Raw genomic sequence first — 16585 nt, 5'->3', positions numbered from 1 at the left:
GAAATTATGCAGGGACAAATTACATTATCAAAAAAAGAAAAACATTATCAGTTTTTTTACCTCATACTAATGCTTATTGTAGCACTTTTCTTTCTGGGAGTTATTTTTCTCAAAGGTTTTGCATCGCCTTTTTCTGAGGCAGATACCAATGCATTGCAGATCTTGGATCAGAAAGTGAAGTTTGATCAGCAACAAAAAATTGGTTTAAAACTAATAGATACAGCTTCAGCAAGAGTAAACAGATTATCAGTAGAAATTCAGCAACCTGTAGAAAGGAATGATGCAGAATATGCGGTGCAGGATTTAGCCAATACTTTCCAGAATGTCGTTGTTCACGATTCACGAAAAACGGCTTTCCCGCAAATAGGGAAATTCTTGAAAATGAATATGGTCGATAAAGATAGGATCATGAAGATGAACGAGACCACCAAAACATTCGAAAAACAGTTTGAAGACTGTCAATTAGGATACAAAGAAAAAAGCCAGACTCTGAGAGATCGGAATAATGCTTTAAACTCAAGATAACACCATAAAATACAAAACACATCACAAAAAATTACTATGAATTATTTTCAAAAGAACAGGAAAAACATCATTATTGGTGTAATTGCCACATTGCTTATTGCCGCACTCGTCGCATTGTGGCTGCAAAAAAAGGTCATTCATTCGGCAGATGATATTGAAGGAGTAGTTTTCCCGTCTTCGCTTTCTACAGGTGATACTTTAACGTTTCAGGATAAAACTCCGTTTGCAAAATTTAAAAAATGGGATTTTGGTGACGGCCAGACTTCAGATAAAGATAAAGGAATTCATTTTTACAATAAACCGGGATATTACAATGTTACCCTGATCATTGATAATAAATATTCTAAATCTTTCCCAATTATGGTGTCCTCAAGAGGAATTCCAAAACCGAAAGATAGCGCAGCAACAGTAACTAAGATCGATGCACAAACTCAGGCAATGCAGTATGAAAACGTACAGTTTCGTGCCCTTTCGGATGCTTCGCAGTTTACCTGGAGATTTGGAGAGACCGGAAAAATTGATGCTAAAGATAAATTGGCTATTTACGCGTTTCAAAAACCTGGAGATTATGTGGTAACGCTTTATACCGAGAAAGATTTGGAGCCTATTCAGCACCATATAAAAATTTTACAGGCGTATAATTCTATGCAGGATGAACAGCCTACTTTAGATGAATTGTATGCTAAAAAAGACAATGATTTTAAATATCATCTGCAGCAAATTGCGAATGGTAACAGCTTTAATATGCATTACAATTATCTTTTAAAAACCTATCTGTGTAATAACGAAAATGCAATTGTAAAAGTTACCGACAGCAAAGTCAATAATTTTTATCTGTATTGTGCGGGCCTTCAGTTTGATAAAAATACAGTAATACAGTCTGTAAAATTAAATTTTGATGATGGAATGACTTGTGTAACCAAAGTTGACATCAACCAAAGTAAATAAAAGAATGTTCGTTTATCGGACAACACACCAATTATAAAGAAAATTAAGATGAAAAATAAATTTCCTCTAGCGGCATATTATATAGGGCTTTCGGTTTTGCTGACCAGCTGTCAGGTAAAATTGCCATCAAAAAAAACTCCCGAGCCACAACAGTATGGGCAAATCGATAATGCTCCTGTGATCAATGGTTTTCCGAAAAAATCAGCTCCATGGATTGTTATTTCAGATCGTTCAAGAAATACAGCTTATCTCGATAAGAGTGATGAGAAATCATATAAAGAAGTGAAGTTTTTGGAGCCTTTAATGGTTTTAAAACACCGAGACGGAATGGTGAAAGTAGCAGAATATATCCCTGATGCTTTAATGAAAAAAATTTCGTCGAAATCAATAAAAACTTACGGCTGGATTCCCGAATCTGACCTTTTGCTTTGGAGTAATTCTTTGAAAAGCGAAAAGACAGGCTATCCGGTAAGAGTAGCTGTTGTTCCCAATAGTCCTGATGTTATTAAAAGTGCAGAGAGATACTATAAGAACGATTCTATTATGGTCTTTAATTCGCCAACTCTCATTGAGGCTTCGAATGTGAAAATTCCGAACGGACAGATGGTGTACGTTTATAAACAAGCGGAAAATAACAAACGCTTTTTAGTAGGAAAAAAGCCTAGTATCGATATGGATAGTATAAGTACAGGTCTATACGGATGGGTAAGTTCTAATGTAATTTCAACCTGGGGTGAGCGTTCTGCTGTAAAAATGAAAAATCCAACAGGTATTAAAGAAAGTACTTTAGGTATTCATGAAGGTTTTTCCGGAGCTGCTGATAAAGAAAACCGTACTGCTGTTTTGTTGACAGATGTTGATAAAAGACCTCCGCTTGAAAATATTTACCCTGTAACATTGGCTTTAAACGAAGAGACAAAACCAGACCTCAAAACTAAATATTTTACCAATGTTTTAGATTATAGTAAAAACTTCATTTATAATGTTTTGGGTGAACCTATTTATTTCGATAGATACAGAGAAATTACAGAGCGAAATAAAAAGGTGAATATTGTTTTTGTTTTAGATGTTAGTGCTCCCAATTTGCCTTATGCACCGATTGTAAAATCGCTTTTGCAAGATTTACAGTTGAGGTTTGAAAAGCCATCTTATTTTAATACAGTTAAATATGGAGTGGTTTTATATAAAAATAATTCTTGTGGTGATAATGTAGCTTCATCAACTTTAAATAAAGATTACAACAAGATTACGGCTTTCATGAATGATAAAATGAACGAAATGAATTGCCCAAGTAATGTAGGAAATCAACCTCTGAATGAAGGATTAATTGCGGCAGGAAATTTACTTTCAGAAATTCCTGATGAGACCAATATTGTTGTTACCATCGGTACTTCTGCTAACAGAGGAGGAAATATGTATGGAGTGATCAATTCTCTTACCCAAGCTCAGGCAAGGTTGATTATGTTTCAGACAAGCGCAAGATCATCAGATACTTATAACGATTTTGTGTTAATGGCTGAAAACATTGTGACCAATACTGCAAAAAATGTGGCAGAACTTAAAAAGCAGAAAATAATCAGTCAAAATGATGTTTTAACTAAAAATAATTTTAGTCTTGTAGAAGGTGAGGCTGGATATTTCTCTTTAGACTTCCCGAAACAAAGTATGGCTCAGGGATTTGTGATTTTTCCTAAAAAAGGAGATATCGCAGCTCCAGGTTATCTTAAAAAATCTTTAGACAGTTTAATTGCACAGGTTACTTTAGATAATACTTCGATCGATAATTCTTTACACGACTATTTCCACTCTTCGGTGGGAGCCGGGAAAACCGAGGTAGATTTTAAGTACAAATATTTGTATCCGGGATTGACGAATCCGGTTCCTTCAGGGATTGCGGCGCAGTTAATCAACTATGGAAATCCGTTTTTAGCAAAAGGATATATTCCTAAAGAATTGATGGATTATAAACAGAATATGGAAAAAGGTATTCTTGTTTCTGAGAGTGAATATGATCAGTTGAAAGCTTTCTATAAAGAAGTTTATGAAAATACAGGGGCTGCAAGAACAGACTTTAAGCAGGGAAGAGCGATGAGGGAATATATTAAATTATTAAAAAAATACAATCCAACGCTGAAATTCTTAGATAAAAGTGAATTGTATAAAAAACCAATGTCTTATGCAGTGGGAGTAAGCACAGGTTTTGATAATTCTGATGAAGAAAAAATGTCAAAATATATGCTGAAAGGCTGGACGAAATCAGATATCATTACCAATGAAGAAGCAAGAACTTATTTTAAATATTACAAAGATCTTGCGGACAGAATGCTTACGTACAGAAATAATCCTGCGGTGAAAATTAAACAAAACGGACAGGAATTTTACTGGCTTAATGAATATTTTATGCCAACAATGCTTCCTGTAGATGAGCCGGAATATACTCAACATTAATTAGTTATGACATAATAAAAAAACGGAGAATTAATTTTCCGTTTTTTTTATGTTAGAATACTTTTTGTTATCTTTGAGTACCAAATCTCACATTATGTCTACTCAATCATCATCTCATGATGGCAAACACTTCGTCGTTCAAAAAGGAACTTGCCAGTGTAACCAGGGAGACCGGTTTCCTAAGCATATCGTCAGTGCTCACAACAAACATTTCTGGAATGATTCTGCCGGAAATTCAGATTATTTAGCTGTTACAGAAGACGATCTTCAGTTTAATCCGCCAGGTCCGAGTTTTGGAAAATGTAAATTAAAACCCAGTTCGGGAGGATATCTTCCATGCGCTTATGCTCCTGCCGGAAAATGGCAGAAAACTTACGAAAAAGTTTTAGTCATGGGCAAGAAATGCCTGACAGAAGTTTCGGAACTTCAATGTACAACGGGTGGAAAAATTACGATCAAAAATCACGGACAGCGTGGTGAGATGAGTAAAAAGAATGTAAAAAATGCTGATGCAAAAGTAATCAGACATGTAAATCCTTTGGTGGATGTGAATGACTTTAAAGAAACAGTAATGGAAAGCGAAATTGACGCTTATTAATCTTTAATCTTCTCTGAAATGTCTAAAAAAGGAGTTTCAAAAATATCCGGAAATCCTTCGCCAAAAGTTGGGGAAGCTGTTACGTATACTGTTACAGATTGGTATCCTTCCACTCCTCAAAACCAAAGGAATCCAGCAAATGTTATTTGGGAGTTATTTAAAAAAAGAAACAACGGAAGATTTACATCCACCAACATCAAAAAAACGGGTGTTGGGAATTTTACATTCGGAGAGGTTGCACAAAAACATACCTATCGTTTAGAAGCCTATCTTTTTGAATCTGAAGGAAGAGGTGCATCAACAATTGAAATCAATCCTCAACCTGCAGCCGTTCCGAAAATTGAAAAAGTTGAGCTTCAGTATGTAGACGATTCGCCGGGAACGGTGTTCAGTTTTACAGAAAAAATGAGAGCTCGTGCACAATGTGTGAATTTGAATGGTAAAAAATTAAAGTTTACTCTTTGGGAAGATGATGCAACTGGCGAAGGACACGATGCAAAAAACCTTTTAATTGAAACTAAAGAAGCTACCGTAGACAGAACTGGTGTTGCTATAGCCGAGTTTATACTCACCCGAGCTTTGATGCAAAAGGCGATGCAGGGAGAAACAGACCCTAAACAACTTGAGTTTTATGTAACGGTAGAATATTTTTCTCACAAAAAACACGCAACAGATAATGTAAACATCAACAATCCTTTTCCTCCTATAAAAGGTGAGATTAGAGAAGATGAAAGTAAAACAATTCCGAAAGCAGAAGGTTCTCCTGCTGCAGAAAAACCGGCATCTAAAAAAGAAGAAAAAGGAATCTTAGATCAAGTCTCTGATTGGTGGAAAGATTTTGATCTTTGGGACTGGGGAGAAAGTGGAGGTACAGTAAAAAAAGAACAACCGCCTACTGTGCAGAAATCGGAAGGTAAATCTACAACGATAGTGGAAGAGCTGAAAGTGGAGAATACTGAGGAGGGGAAATGTGGACCATGTCAAATATTCTTAACCGTTAATGATTTAGATAATTTTATGAGTGCAACACCACATGGCTCAATTTTAAAAAAGGCTCCTTACAATTCTAGAATTCCGGCCTATATTTATTATCTCAACCAATATATGACAGAATTTGAAATAAATAAAAACTGTTACAGAAGAGCTAACTTTTTAGGGCAAGTGGCAAAAGAAACTAAATTTTGGAGTTATAAAGAAGATTTTGTTTATAAATCAAGTGTTTTGAAAAGTAAGTTTAGTAATTTTAAAACAGAACAAGGAAAAAAGAATGCTGATTTATGGGGTTATAATATAGAAAAATCTGAAATTACTAAAGAAAGAGAAATTAAAATTGCAAATTGGGCATATGCAAGAGGAAATAAAGCATCAGATTTAGGAAATAGAATTTGTCCAGAAAATGATGTAGAAAACCCTGAACAAGATGGATACAAATATAGAGGAAGGGGGTTAATCCAATTGACTGGAAGAAATAATTATACCAATTTTCAATCATGGTATAATGAAAATAAAACAAAACTTAAATTGCCAAATGCTGATTTTATTTCAACTCCGGACTTGGTTTTTGAACCACAATATATTGTTTTATCAGCGATATATTTTTGGACGAAAAATGGACTTAATGAAATTGCTGATGTAGGTGTAGAAAAAGAAACAGTTCAAAAAATTAGCAATACAATTAATTCAGGCGAAGAACAAGTGAAAAAAGATATGCGTTATGATTATGTTCGTTCAGCTCATTCGATGTTAAGTGAAAAAGCCAGAGATTGTCCTCTTGAAACTAAATATGAAATTCCAGAAGGAAAGTGGCACGATCCAGTAGATAATCCAATTTGTACTCTTTACATGCAAAGCGGCGGTGGCGGAGAAGCTGGAAAACATTGGGGATTATTTGGTCAAACAAGAAATGGTTCTGATCACGTCGGATTAGATTTATTTGCAACAAAGGGAACTAATATTTATGCTTGTGTTGATGGAACCATTTACAACAGAAGATGGCATGGCGGTTATGGAAATACAATCACAATAAAAGTCAAAAATCCCCAAGAATTTTTGAAATTCAAAAAAAATTACAGTTTGCAATATGCAAGTAAAGGAGAAATAAACAAGGGGAGTAGCTGGAGTGAAGATGGAGACATTTATTTATTTTATGGACATTTAGATTCTGTTATAGATAATAAATTTGGGCAAGAAATCACTTGTGGAGAGGTGTTGGGAACAACAGGTAGATCAGGTGTTGTGAAAGGAACATGCGCACCACATCTCCATTTCGAAGTATTATCTGATTATGTAATGGGATCTAGAAGCATAAGAACTAGAATAAATCCTGCATTTTTTGTTGATTATAAAGGATACAATGAGCAATCAGCTGCTGAGAAAAAGAAACAAGAGGATGAAAAAAATAAAGGAAAAACAGTTCAACATGATGGTGTTAAAAAACTTCCTTATGCAGATATGGACGGCTTTATAAAATAAATTAGATTTAAAAATTATGGAAAAAATACTTTTAGTTATACTGAGTATTATACTATTAAATTGCTCTAATAAGGAGCAAAAAAAGGAAATTATTGCAAACAAGACAATAACACAACCTATTAACAATAATTTTGAAGAAATAAGTAACAAAAGCAAGGTGAAAAGCAATGAAACGCTTTCCATTGCTGACTTTACAGAAACTGAGTTTGCCTTATCCTTGATATTTTTTAAAGAATCAGAAAAAACTTTTTTAAATATCAATGAGTATTATTTTAATGTCAATTGGGATTACACTATCCAAAATGAATCGATTAATAGTAATAATGTACTACTGTTCAAAAACAGTACAGAACATATTATACTTATTCCAACATTTTCGGAAGAATTTCCAACATTTCAAATGATTGGGATTAACAAAAACAAAGAATTTATAAATTATGGAGAATATACGTACAGTCTCGCTGATTTTGAAAAATTAGGAAATACAACATTTGATAAAATAAAATATCAAATTGTAAAACAAAAAGAAGGCTTAAGAATTAAGGCGTTCGACGGACAAAAAGAAATTTTACTTTCAGATTATTCAAAAAATGAAAATAATGAAGCGCATATAACTCAAAGTGAAAAAAATGAGATTATACTTTTAAGAAATGAGAATTTGAAGAAGGTAGTTCACAATATTTCATTAGACCTTAATTCAGATGGAACAAAAGAAAATTTTGAAATTAATTTTAATCAAAATACAATAAATTCATTCAAAAATCCGAATAATAAAATTTACTTTGAAAGCAATAGCTTAATCGTTAAAAAAGAAATTGAAGAAAATAATCCGCATGACTTTATTAGTTACAAATATTACTTCCAAAATTCAAATAATTCTATCGTTTTAAGTAAAGTTGATTTCAAAAAAGAAACCTATATAGAAAATGATGACTTATGTAATCTCAGTTATGTTTATCTTCCAAATAAAACAATCCACTTTTCAGAAGTGGATTTTTTTGACAAAAAGTTTTTACAATCATTAACTAGAGATATGAGTTTAAATCAAGCAATTGAAATAGTGACCAAAACAAACCAAAATTATAATTGTACTTCAAATCTTAGCACGATAGAACTCGAATTTCTTTTAGAGAAAACTTTTTTAGATGATAATTCTGTAAATAATTATAATAACTTAGCTTATTATCTTGAGCAAAATAAACAATATAAGGAATCTTGTTATTTGTTAAAAAAAATAACACAAAAATATCCAAATCGTATAGTTGCCTGGCTGAATTATGGCGATGCCTTATGGATGTTGGCCGAAAAATCATATGCAAAAAATGCTTATCAAAAATATACTTGTTTAATGAAATCTCAACATAAAGATGTATCAAAAATTCCTCAACGGGTTTATGATAGGGTGAAATAGTCTATTTTTATTTGGATTTACAGATGATAGAATAAAAGTAGCTAGAAGAATCGTTGGATGTGCGAGGGAAAAGAAATTAGAGAAGATAAAACTACTCCCAGAGCCGAAAATTCTCCTGCAGCAGAAAAGCCAGCATCTAAAAAAGAAGAAAAAGGAATCTTAGATCAGGTCTCTGATTGGTTGAAAGATTTTGATCTTTGGGACTGGGGGGAAAATGAAGGAACGGTAAAAAAAGAACAAAATCCTACAATACAAAAACCTGATGGGAGAAGTGTGAGTATTGTTAAAGATCAACCAAGTCAAATAACTGCTAATTGTGGTGAAAAATATTGTATTAAAAAAGGAGACAAAAATGAGCTAATAAGAGAAATAAATATTCGACTTTCAGGCTTTGGAGGAAATTTACCGACAGATGAATTCACAGAGAAAACTGAGAATATGGTTAAACAGTTCCAAAGAGATTATATGAAAGTACCTGAAAACGGTAAAGTTTGTGGAAATGTTTTGAGAGCTATTGATGAATTTCAGAACAAATTTACTATTGATTTCAAGGAAGCAAAATGCAAATGCGGTAAATGTACTGGTTTTGGAGATGAGAGTAATAAAGGAAAATATTTAAAAGGAAATATAGAAGCTTATCATAAATATGAATATCCCGGAATTCATAGATTCCTACTATCGTCCCTTAGAAGTGTGAAATTTTATCTTTCAAAAGACGGAAGATATAGTTTTAATAAAATAAGTTCAGGATATAGATGTAGATTTCATGCTGAATATTTAAAGAAACCCACCACTAATCATATGGGAAAAGCACTAGACTTGCATTTCAATAATAAGAATGGTAGGACTAAAGAGGTTTCTGATATGGAAGTTATAAGAAAAGATATTTTTAATAAATATCTTGGTGCAAAATGGGATTGGAAAGAACGAAATATTTTTAATTTAGAATCTACAAGAGTTGGAGCAACCACATGGGTACATTATGATGTAAGAGAATTTGATTCTGTTTATTTAGAGGATAAATTTTTTGTTAAAGATATTACTTCTCTAAATTGTAAAACTATGGTTACTTTAGCTTTAGAATTAGGGTTTACCGATACCTGTAATTGTATGGGGGGAGGGGCTGCTAAAGCTAAAGAGAAAGATACAACAAAAAAAGATAATAAATATAAATGGTCACATAGCGAATTTGGAAATATGATTGCGAAAAAAGAGTCATATAACAATTATAACAAATGTAACAAGACAGTTAAAGTTAAAGGTATTACAAAATACAAACGTGTTGTAAAAGAGGTTGACAGCGTAAAAGTTATTGAAACTACAATTAAAGAAATCCAGAAAAAGCAAGAGAATAAAGATCTTTTTGCAGTTGGTAGATATCAATTAATTCCAGCGACATTGAATGCTGCTATTGTAAGTTTAGGACTTAATGTTGATGAAAAACTAAGTGAAGAAATGCAGGATAAAATTTTTGACGAATATCTAATCACAGTAAAACGACCTAAAATTATCGCGTACCTTGAAAAGGATGGAACCGTAGAGGATGCAATGTATGCTTCAGCACAAGAATGGGCAAGTATAGGTGTAGAAAAAGGAAAACGCATAAGTGATAAAAAAACTAAAATAGACGGAAAAACCGTTATAACAAAAAGATATGCAGTAGGAGGAGAGTCTTATTATGCCGGTGATGGACTTAATAATGCCCATATCACTCCCGAACAAATAAAAACAGCACTAATTAACTCAAAAGATGAAAATAAATAAAATTTTAATATCCATTTTTTTATTAATCATTGTTGGTTGTAAAGAAAACAATACAGAGACAAAAAAAAGTATTGGAATTGATACGGCAAAAATTCAGAAAACAGACAATTCTTCAACAAATTCTAATGAACTGAATGGCTTTATCAAAGAATCTATTGTTATTAGCTGTGGTTCTGGATGTGCCATAAGTTATTCACCAGAAAATATTCACCAGCTTGGTCATAAAATAGAGGTGAAATTCAATGTAGAAATGTATGAAGATGAAGTAGTGACTGACACTTACAAGGAAATTTATACTTTTATCTATGATGATAAATACAACCTTCTCCAAGTAAAATCTGAAGGAGAAAATAAAAATTATTTAGACACTTTGAACCCCGACGCACGAGAATCTTTTGTAAATTTCGGAAATGGTTTGATAAAAAATAAATCGAATGCTAATGAAACAAAAACGTCAGCGTATGTTGAGAATCGTATAAAATTGCCTTACAATAAGACAATTAATTTAAAAACAATAAAATATAATGTTTTAGATTCTGGATATTTTAAAGGAATCACAAAATTTATTTGTGATCCAAATAATCCCAGATATTTACCCCTTCCGCAAAAAGATGACATTGAAGTAATTCTTGTTCCTCAAGATTGTGGAGATTTTCCTTATCGTTTTTATTTATTGACTATAAAAAACAATAACGTTATTGGAAATCTATATGTAGAAGGAGAATGGTATGAACCAGATGATGAAGAAAATAAAGAAATTTCATCATTTTCAATTGATAAAAATTACAATATTAAAGTAGAGACAAAGTTTTTAGATTCTTTTAAATCTGATATTTATAAAATTTCAGATAATGGTAAAATAATCAAGCAATAAAAATATTCCCATAAAGAGGAGTTGCTGGTCAGAATCCAAACCCGTCTGAAGGAGAATTGCACGATTATCAGGAGGCTCAAGGAACAATTGACGCTGAACAACCATCAACTCCTCAAGCTAATGAAGGGAAAACAGTAAGTATTGTACAAGATTCTTCGGTGGAAGAATTATTGGATGCTTATTTTGCTAAAAAAGAATACACTAAACAAACTGGTGAAGCTGCCGGAACTTTAGAATATCAATTTGGAAGCAACGGAAATAAAACGGCTACTGATGCAGAAAAAGAAAAGATCGCAAAAATTATTTTAGGAAAGCCTGCTGTAAAAGCATTGGCAGACAAAAAAGAATATACAATTCTGGAAGCCATTAAACAGGTTCTCTCCAAAGAGGTTTATAATAAAGATGAAAAAGTAAGTTTCCAAACCTTTAAACTGGGAGCCGAATTAAAGAAAATTACTTCAGCGCCTTTAGACACAAAATTATATTTGGTAGCAAAAACAGCAGGTTCAGGTTTAAGTGACAAACAGGCTACGATAATTATTAAAGAAAAAGATGGATTAATTAAAGGTTCTGCAGGAGCTGTTCTACCCATCTTAGAAATTAGTGAAGAACAAATGGATCAGGCTACTCGGACCACAGGAGAAGTTCCGGGAACCGAAAAAAGTGAGTTCACAGGGAAAATAGAAAACGGATTGGTGAAAATTCCTGTTCATCTGAGACCGAAATCGGATGATGAACTAAAGCAATGGAAGGAAAAGGTTTCCAGAGGAAAAGAAGATGGGGAATACACTTACAAATTTGGAGGTGAAAATAAAGTCACCGATGAAAATTCTAAAAAAAGAGTGGCTGAAGCCATTTTGAAAAACGCAAAAAATGGAAATACGAATAATGAAAAAATAGCTGATGCTAAAACTGCTTACATTGATGATATCGAAAAAGCTCTTGAGATAAAAACATATCAGAAAGACCAAACAATTAAATTTAAACTTTATAAAAAAGAAAAAGAACTTCTTTATCTTCAAGCTAAAGCTCAAGGCGAAAAACAACATGATAAAGAATTTTTGAAAGCGGATGGGGCTTATTTTGAGGTAGGAAATAAGTGTCCTAGGTGCGAAGCAGAAATTACTTTAAAACTAATTGAGGACTTATATGGAGTACACTCTCGATCTACAGCTTTCAGAGTAGAAGTTGTTAAATACTTAAATCAATATATTGAACAAAGGAAAAATACGGATAAACCAATACGTATTGATACTTGTTTGCGGAAAGCTCACTTTTTTGCTCAAGTAGGTGCGGAAACTTTAGGAATAAATACAGATTGGATTGTTGAAACTGATGTTATGCCATATACACCTGCTAATGTCCGAAATACTGCAGTATTTGGTGATAGGAGTGGGAAATTAGATGCAAGACATCAAGTAGAAATATTTTGTGCTGAAAGACCTCAAAAAAAATTACTGAGCTTTTTGTATGCTCAAGAAAATGGTAAAGGAAACGGAAACGGAAATGAAGCAAGCGGGGATGGGTATGTTTTTAGAGGAAGAGGTTTAAAACAATTAACAGGAAGAGGTAATTATAAAACCGCTTCAGAAACTTTACAGGAAATATTTCCTGATGAATATATAAACTTAGAAGCTAATCCAGATAAGGTAAAAGAAGCGAAATATGCTGTTTTATCGGCATTGGCTTATTGGCAAAAACATAAAATATGGGAAATTGCTGATGAAATAAAAATTTCCAACGAAGAAAATATAAAAAGAATAAGAAGAACTGTTAATGGAGGAACAGCTGGTTGGAAAGATGCGAAAAAATATTTTGAAAAAGGAATAGAGGTATTTGAGGTTAATAATTGTAGTCCTACAGAGAAGAAGTCAGATGGTAAATGGCATGATCCAGTAGATAATCCGAAATGTACATTATATATGCAAAGTGGTGGAGGTGATGAATTTGGAAAGCATTGGGGATTATTTGGGAAAACAAGAAATGAATCAGAACATCATGGTTTGGATCTGTTTGCAAATCCAGGAACGCATATTTATGCATGTGTGAAATGTGAAGTTTATGATATAAAGACTGATGGTAATGTTCCTGCAGGATATGGAAAGCAATTATTCCTTAAAGTTCTGGATAAGGAAACTTTTTTAAATCATTATAAAGAGTATACTAGATTATACCCTAATCTCGAATATAATCATATTGGAGCTTTCTCTAAAGAAAATGATATTGTTTTACATTACGCCCATTTAAGAAAAATTTATGTGAAAAAAGGATGGGTAATTTCCAATGTTGACATTCCAATAGGAGAAACAGGAGTGTCTGGAGTAACGAAAGGAGGAAGGAGAGATGGAACCGCAGCACCACACTTACATTTTGAAATTAGAAATAAAGATACAAAAAATAGGATTAATCCAGGTTTCTTTATAGATTTTAAAAATTTTAGCACAATGAGCGAAATTGAAAAAAATGAGCAAAAAAATAGAGCAGAAGGTGGTAAAATATTTGAATTTGAAGGACTAACAGATATATATATAAATGAAACAGATTATGAATAAAATTACCATTCTAATAATACTATTTTCTTTCTTACTCATTAATTGTCAAAAGAAGCCAATTCTGAAAAATGATAAAATAGATAATATTGGTTTATATAATAATCAAGATTTTTATAAAGAAGCTAAGTTTGATATAAAAAAAATAAAAAGCGTAAATAATACGGAGATGTATTTATTGCATCATTATAAAATTGCTCTAAATTCCGAAAGCGAAAAGGCAACAATTATAATTAATAATAAAACCTACCCTTTAAATTTAAATTTCACCTATGATACAAATTTGGAAAATGCATTGTCTAACATTAAAATTTTTGAAGATAGAAAATCGAATGTTTTAATTTTCATCCCAACTTTCGGTTCAAATGATGAATATACCTATCAATTACTTTTAGTGAAAAATAATTTACTTTATGAAAATACAATAAGTTACTCGGTCTTCAACAATAGTTCAATGCAAAAAAATATTGTTATAAATGAAGAAAATGAATTATTCAACATTAGAATTGGAAAAGTTAATATAAAAACAAAATTTATAAAACAGCTCACAAATTTATCCAATCAGGGCGTTGTCACAAAAGAAGAAAAAAGTTTTCCTTCGAATTTAAAAGGATCTTGGGCGGTAAATTGTCAAAATGAATTAACTGAGTTAAATATTAATAAAAACGAAGGATTTTTATCATTATATGATTTTAATGCCATTTATATTAATTTAAAAGTAGAGAAATCTTCAAAAAAAGATGAATATGTATTAAAATTTGCTAGTACATCTTCTCAACGAGATTACTATAAAAATATGCTAATGATTGTAGATGAAGACATTTCAAAAGATGATATTATAGGTAAATTAGTTATAAAAAAAGATGGAAAAGGTGAACTTTATTGGTCAGGTTTATACAACATTAAAAAGAAGAAATTAGAATTTGTTGGGAATGATTTTCTTTTAATTAAAGAAAATGGAGGTAAAACACCTTTAATTCTTGAAAAATGTGAATAAGATTTATTAGAAGAAATAATTAAGAACAAAATGAATAATGTCATAAAATATTTTGGTGATGAGAAAAACCTCATTTATAAGGGCTATAAATATTAATCCCGATCAGACCACACAAACAGGAATTTAATATGAAAAAAGTAACCTATATCTATATACTGTCAGTTTTATTAACTTTTTCATCTTGTGGTAAAAATACCAACAAAACATTAACTGATTCCGAAAAAACCAAAGTTAACTCAATAGAACAGCTTAAAAGAACAAAGGGACAAAATGATATCTATATAAATAGAGAATTTAACGAAATGACAGAACTTGTTGACGTAAAAACCTTAAAATTCAAAGAAACTGCTATTGATAGTATATGGTATGGTTTATATAATATAACAAATAGTGAGAATTATATATTTGCAGTTCATAAGTTTTTGCAAAATCCAGATGTTGCAAAGTATCGAATTATGGATACCGTTAATCTCAAATCAAAATATATTGATGTGAAAATTGAAGAATTTTCTAATCACAAAATTTTAAACTTATTGTTGGATGAAAAACTTGTAAAAAAATGGACATTTAAGTTGAATTCTAAAAATGAAAAAAATAGCGTCAATGGAAAAGAGAATCAGCTTCGTACAATAACTGATGATAAACAGCTATTTAAAACCGCTAATTTTACTTACTTTATTAAAACAGTTTCCTTTACTGAAGAAAAGAAGCCGAGAGCTCTCCAAATAAAAATAATTAATAAAAGTGCTCAAAATCAATTGATTAATTTTAATCCTGAATATATTTATTCTGTACCAGAAGAGGCGGTTTCTTTTTTTAATGATCCAGGTATAAATCAGAAGATCAATAAGCAAAACTTACCGGAATTTATAATTGTGGATATCAATTTCGATGGCTTAGAAGATTTCGTTATTGCAAACTATGTGGGTGGAAATGCAGGAACACTATATGCATATTTTATTCAGGATAAAGACGGAAAGTTCAAAATTGATCATTACTTGACAGACCAGGTTAGATTTTTTCCAAGAAATATAGATTTTAAAAATAAAACGTTGACATTTTTACATTTGAGTGGCTGTTGCAGCCAAGTTAACTTCAAGGTTCATTTACAAAATTCTAATAAATGGAAGCAAACTTTTTATGAAGAAAAGCCTTTGTGATATTTTTGAAAAGATGTGAGACTAAAGTATACATTTTGCTATAGATTTATACGCTCCAACTGGAACTCAAATTTATATTTGTGTAGATTGTGAAGTCAATGAAATATATACTTCAGGAGGAGGTTACATGAAAACAAATTTGATCAAAATGGGAATGCAATTAAATAAATTTTTCTTAATAATTTTAGTCTTATTTTCTTCGTGTAAAGGAGATGCACAAGAAAATTATGTAGTATCAAAAAAAACTAAACAGACAGTGACCACTGCAGGTATTAATTTTTTTGATAAAAAATATGCAGCTCAATACACTATGATTGTTGATGAATCTACTCCTGCAGATCATCCTATAAAAATATTTTTAGATTGCACAGATAGCTATTTCACAATTCATTATATTCCAAAAACTCAAACATTAGAAGGTTATTGGAGAAATCAATATTTCAAAAATAAAGATATTGATAAAATAAATTTTGAAACGGAAAGCAAAATAATTGAAAAGAAAATAAATGAGAGTAGTAAGGATTATGCAATTTTCTGTTACTATGTTCCTTCAAAATTTCTAAAATCGAATGCTGGGTGTTCTAGTGAAAGTGTGTATTTGGATGATAGAACAAATGCTGAAATTTATTATTATGATAATCAAGAAAACAAATGGAAATTAATTAAGCAAAAATTATCAAATATTCTTCCTAAGATACTAGAATCGAAATATTTTAAGACTAATTTTCCATCGTATTTTTCTCAAAATAAATGTAATCTCACCCATCTTAAGTACACTCAAAAGTAGAGCTTTTGGTTAATAATTTCTTGTTGTCGTTGTTAAAATTTTGTTGAAATGT

12 protein-coding genes are annotated in these 16585 nt (G+C 31.5%); all 12 read left to right on the top strand.

Annotated elements, in window-relative coordinates; all coding sequences use genetic code 11:
* The first annotated feature begins 6 nt into the window (after positions 1 to 6).
* The 12 genes from tssO to AB671_RS08305 all read left to right on the top strand — a co-directional run bounded on the left by tssO (position 7) and on the right by AB671_RS08305 (position 16533).
* On the top strand, positions 7 to 525 hold the full coding sequence (gene tssO, locus AB671_RS08360; protein ID WP_066678794.1) for a type VI secretion system TssO: 519 nt from the start codon (positions 7 to 9) through the stop codon (positions 523 to 525).
* Between the two features lie 36 nt (positions 526 to 561).
* The gene (locus AB671_RS08355) at positions 562 to 1473 is read left to right on the top strand and encodes a PKD domain-containing protein (protein WP_066678796.1); all 912 of its coding nucleotides are present in this window, start codon (positions 562 to 564) and stop codon (positions 1471 to 1473) included.
* Between the two features lie 48 nt (positions 1474 to 1521).
* A complete protein-coding gene (gene tssR, locus AB671_RS08350) occupies positions 1522 to 3921 on the top strand; it encodes a type VI secretion system protein TssR domain-containing protein (protein WP_066678797.1) in 2400 nt (799 codons plus the stop codon).
* A 94-nt stretch (positions 3922 to 4015) separates the two neighbouring features.
* Positions 4016 to 4519, top strand: a complete 504-nt coding sequence (locus tag AB671_RS08345; protein ID WP_066678800.1) for a DUF4280 domain-containing protein — start codon at positions 4016 to 4018, stop codon at positions 4517 to 4519.
* An 18-nt stretch (positions 4520 to 4537) separates the two neighbouring features.
* A complete protein-coding gene (locus tag AB671_RS08340; RefSeq protein ID WP_066678803.1) occupies positions 4538 to 6991 on the top strand; it encodes a peptidoglycan DD-metalloendopeptidase family protein in 2454 nt (817 codons plus the stop codon).
* 16 nt (positions 6992 to 7007) lie between these two features.
* Complete coding sequence (locus tag AB671_RS08335; protein ID WP_066678804.1) at positions 7008 to 8402, top strand: tetratricopeptide repeat protein; 1395 nt, start codon at positions 7008 to 7010, stop codon at positions 8400 to 8402.
* A gap of 57 nt (positions 8403 to 8459) precedes the next feature.
* Positions 8460 to 10166: a peptidoglycan-binding domain-containing protein gene (locus tag AB671_RS08330; RefSeq protein WP_066678806.1), complete on the top strand. Its 1707-nt coding sequence runs from the start codon at positions 8460 to 8462 to the stop codon at positions 10164 to 10166.
* Entirely contained in the window at positions 10153 to 11040 is an 888-nt protein-coding gene (locus AB671_RS22755) for a hypothetical protein (protein ID WP_228390944.1), read from the top strand. Before AB671_RS08330 ends, AB671_RS22755 begins: the two co-directional genes overlap by 14 nt.
* 56 nt (positions 11041 to 11096) lie before the next feature.
* Complete coding sequence (locus AB671_RS08320) at positions 11097 to 13592, top strand: peptidoglycan DD-metalloendopeptidase family protein (protein ID WP_066678808.1); 2496 nt, start codon at positions 11097 to 11099, stop codon at positions 13590 to 13592.
* Positions 13585 to 14586, top strand: a complete 1002-nt coding sequence (locus AB671_RS08315) for a hypothetical protein (protein ID WP_157444167.1) — start codon at positions 13585 to 13587, stop codon at positions 14584 to 14586. Before AB671_RS08320 ends, AB671_RS08315 begins: the two co-directional genes overlap by 8 nt.
* A gap of 128 nt (positions 14587 to 14714) precedes the next feature.
* The gene (locus AB671_RS08310; protein WP_066764759.1) at positions 14715 to 15746 is read left to right on the top strand and encodes an XAC2610-related protein; all 1032 of its coding nucleotides are present in this window, start codon (positions 14715 to 14717) and stop codon (positions 15744 to 15746) included.
* A 148-nt stretch (positions 15747 to 15894) separates the two neighbouring features.
* Positions 15895 to 16533, top strand: coding sequence for a hypothetical protein (locus AB671_RS08305; protein ID WP_066764756.1), 639 nt, complete (start codon positions 15895 to 15897; stop codon positions 16531 to 16533).
* Positions 16534 to 16585: the final 52 nt, after the last annotated feature.

Source organism: Chryseobacterium sp. BGARF1, assembly GCF_001677955.1.
Classification (GTDB): Bacteria; Bacteroidota; Bacteroidia; order Flavobacteriales; family Weeksellaceae; genus Chryseobacterium.
The sequence above is the reverse complement of the archived record's forward strand: the minus strand, read 5'-3'. Positions and strand labels throughout refer to the sequence as shown.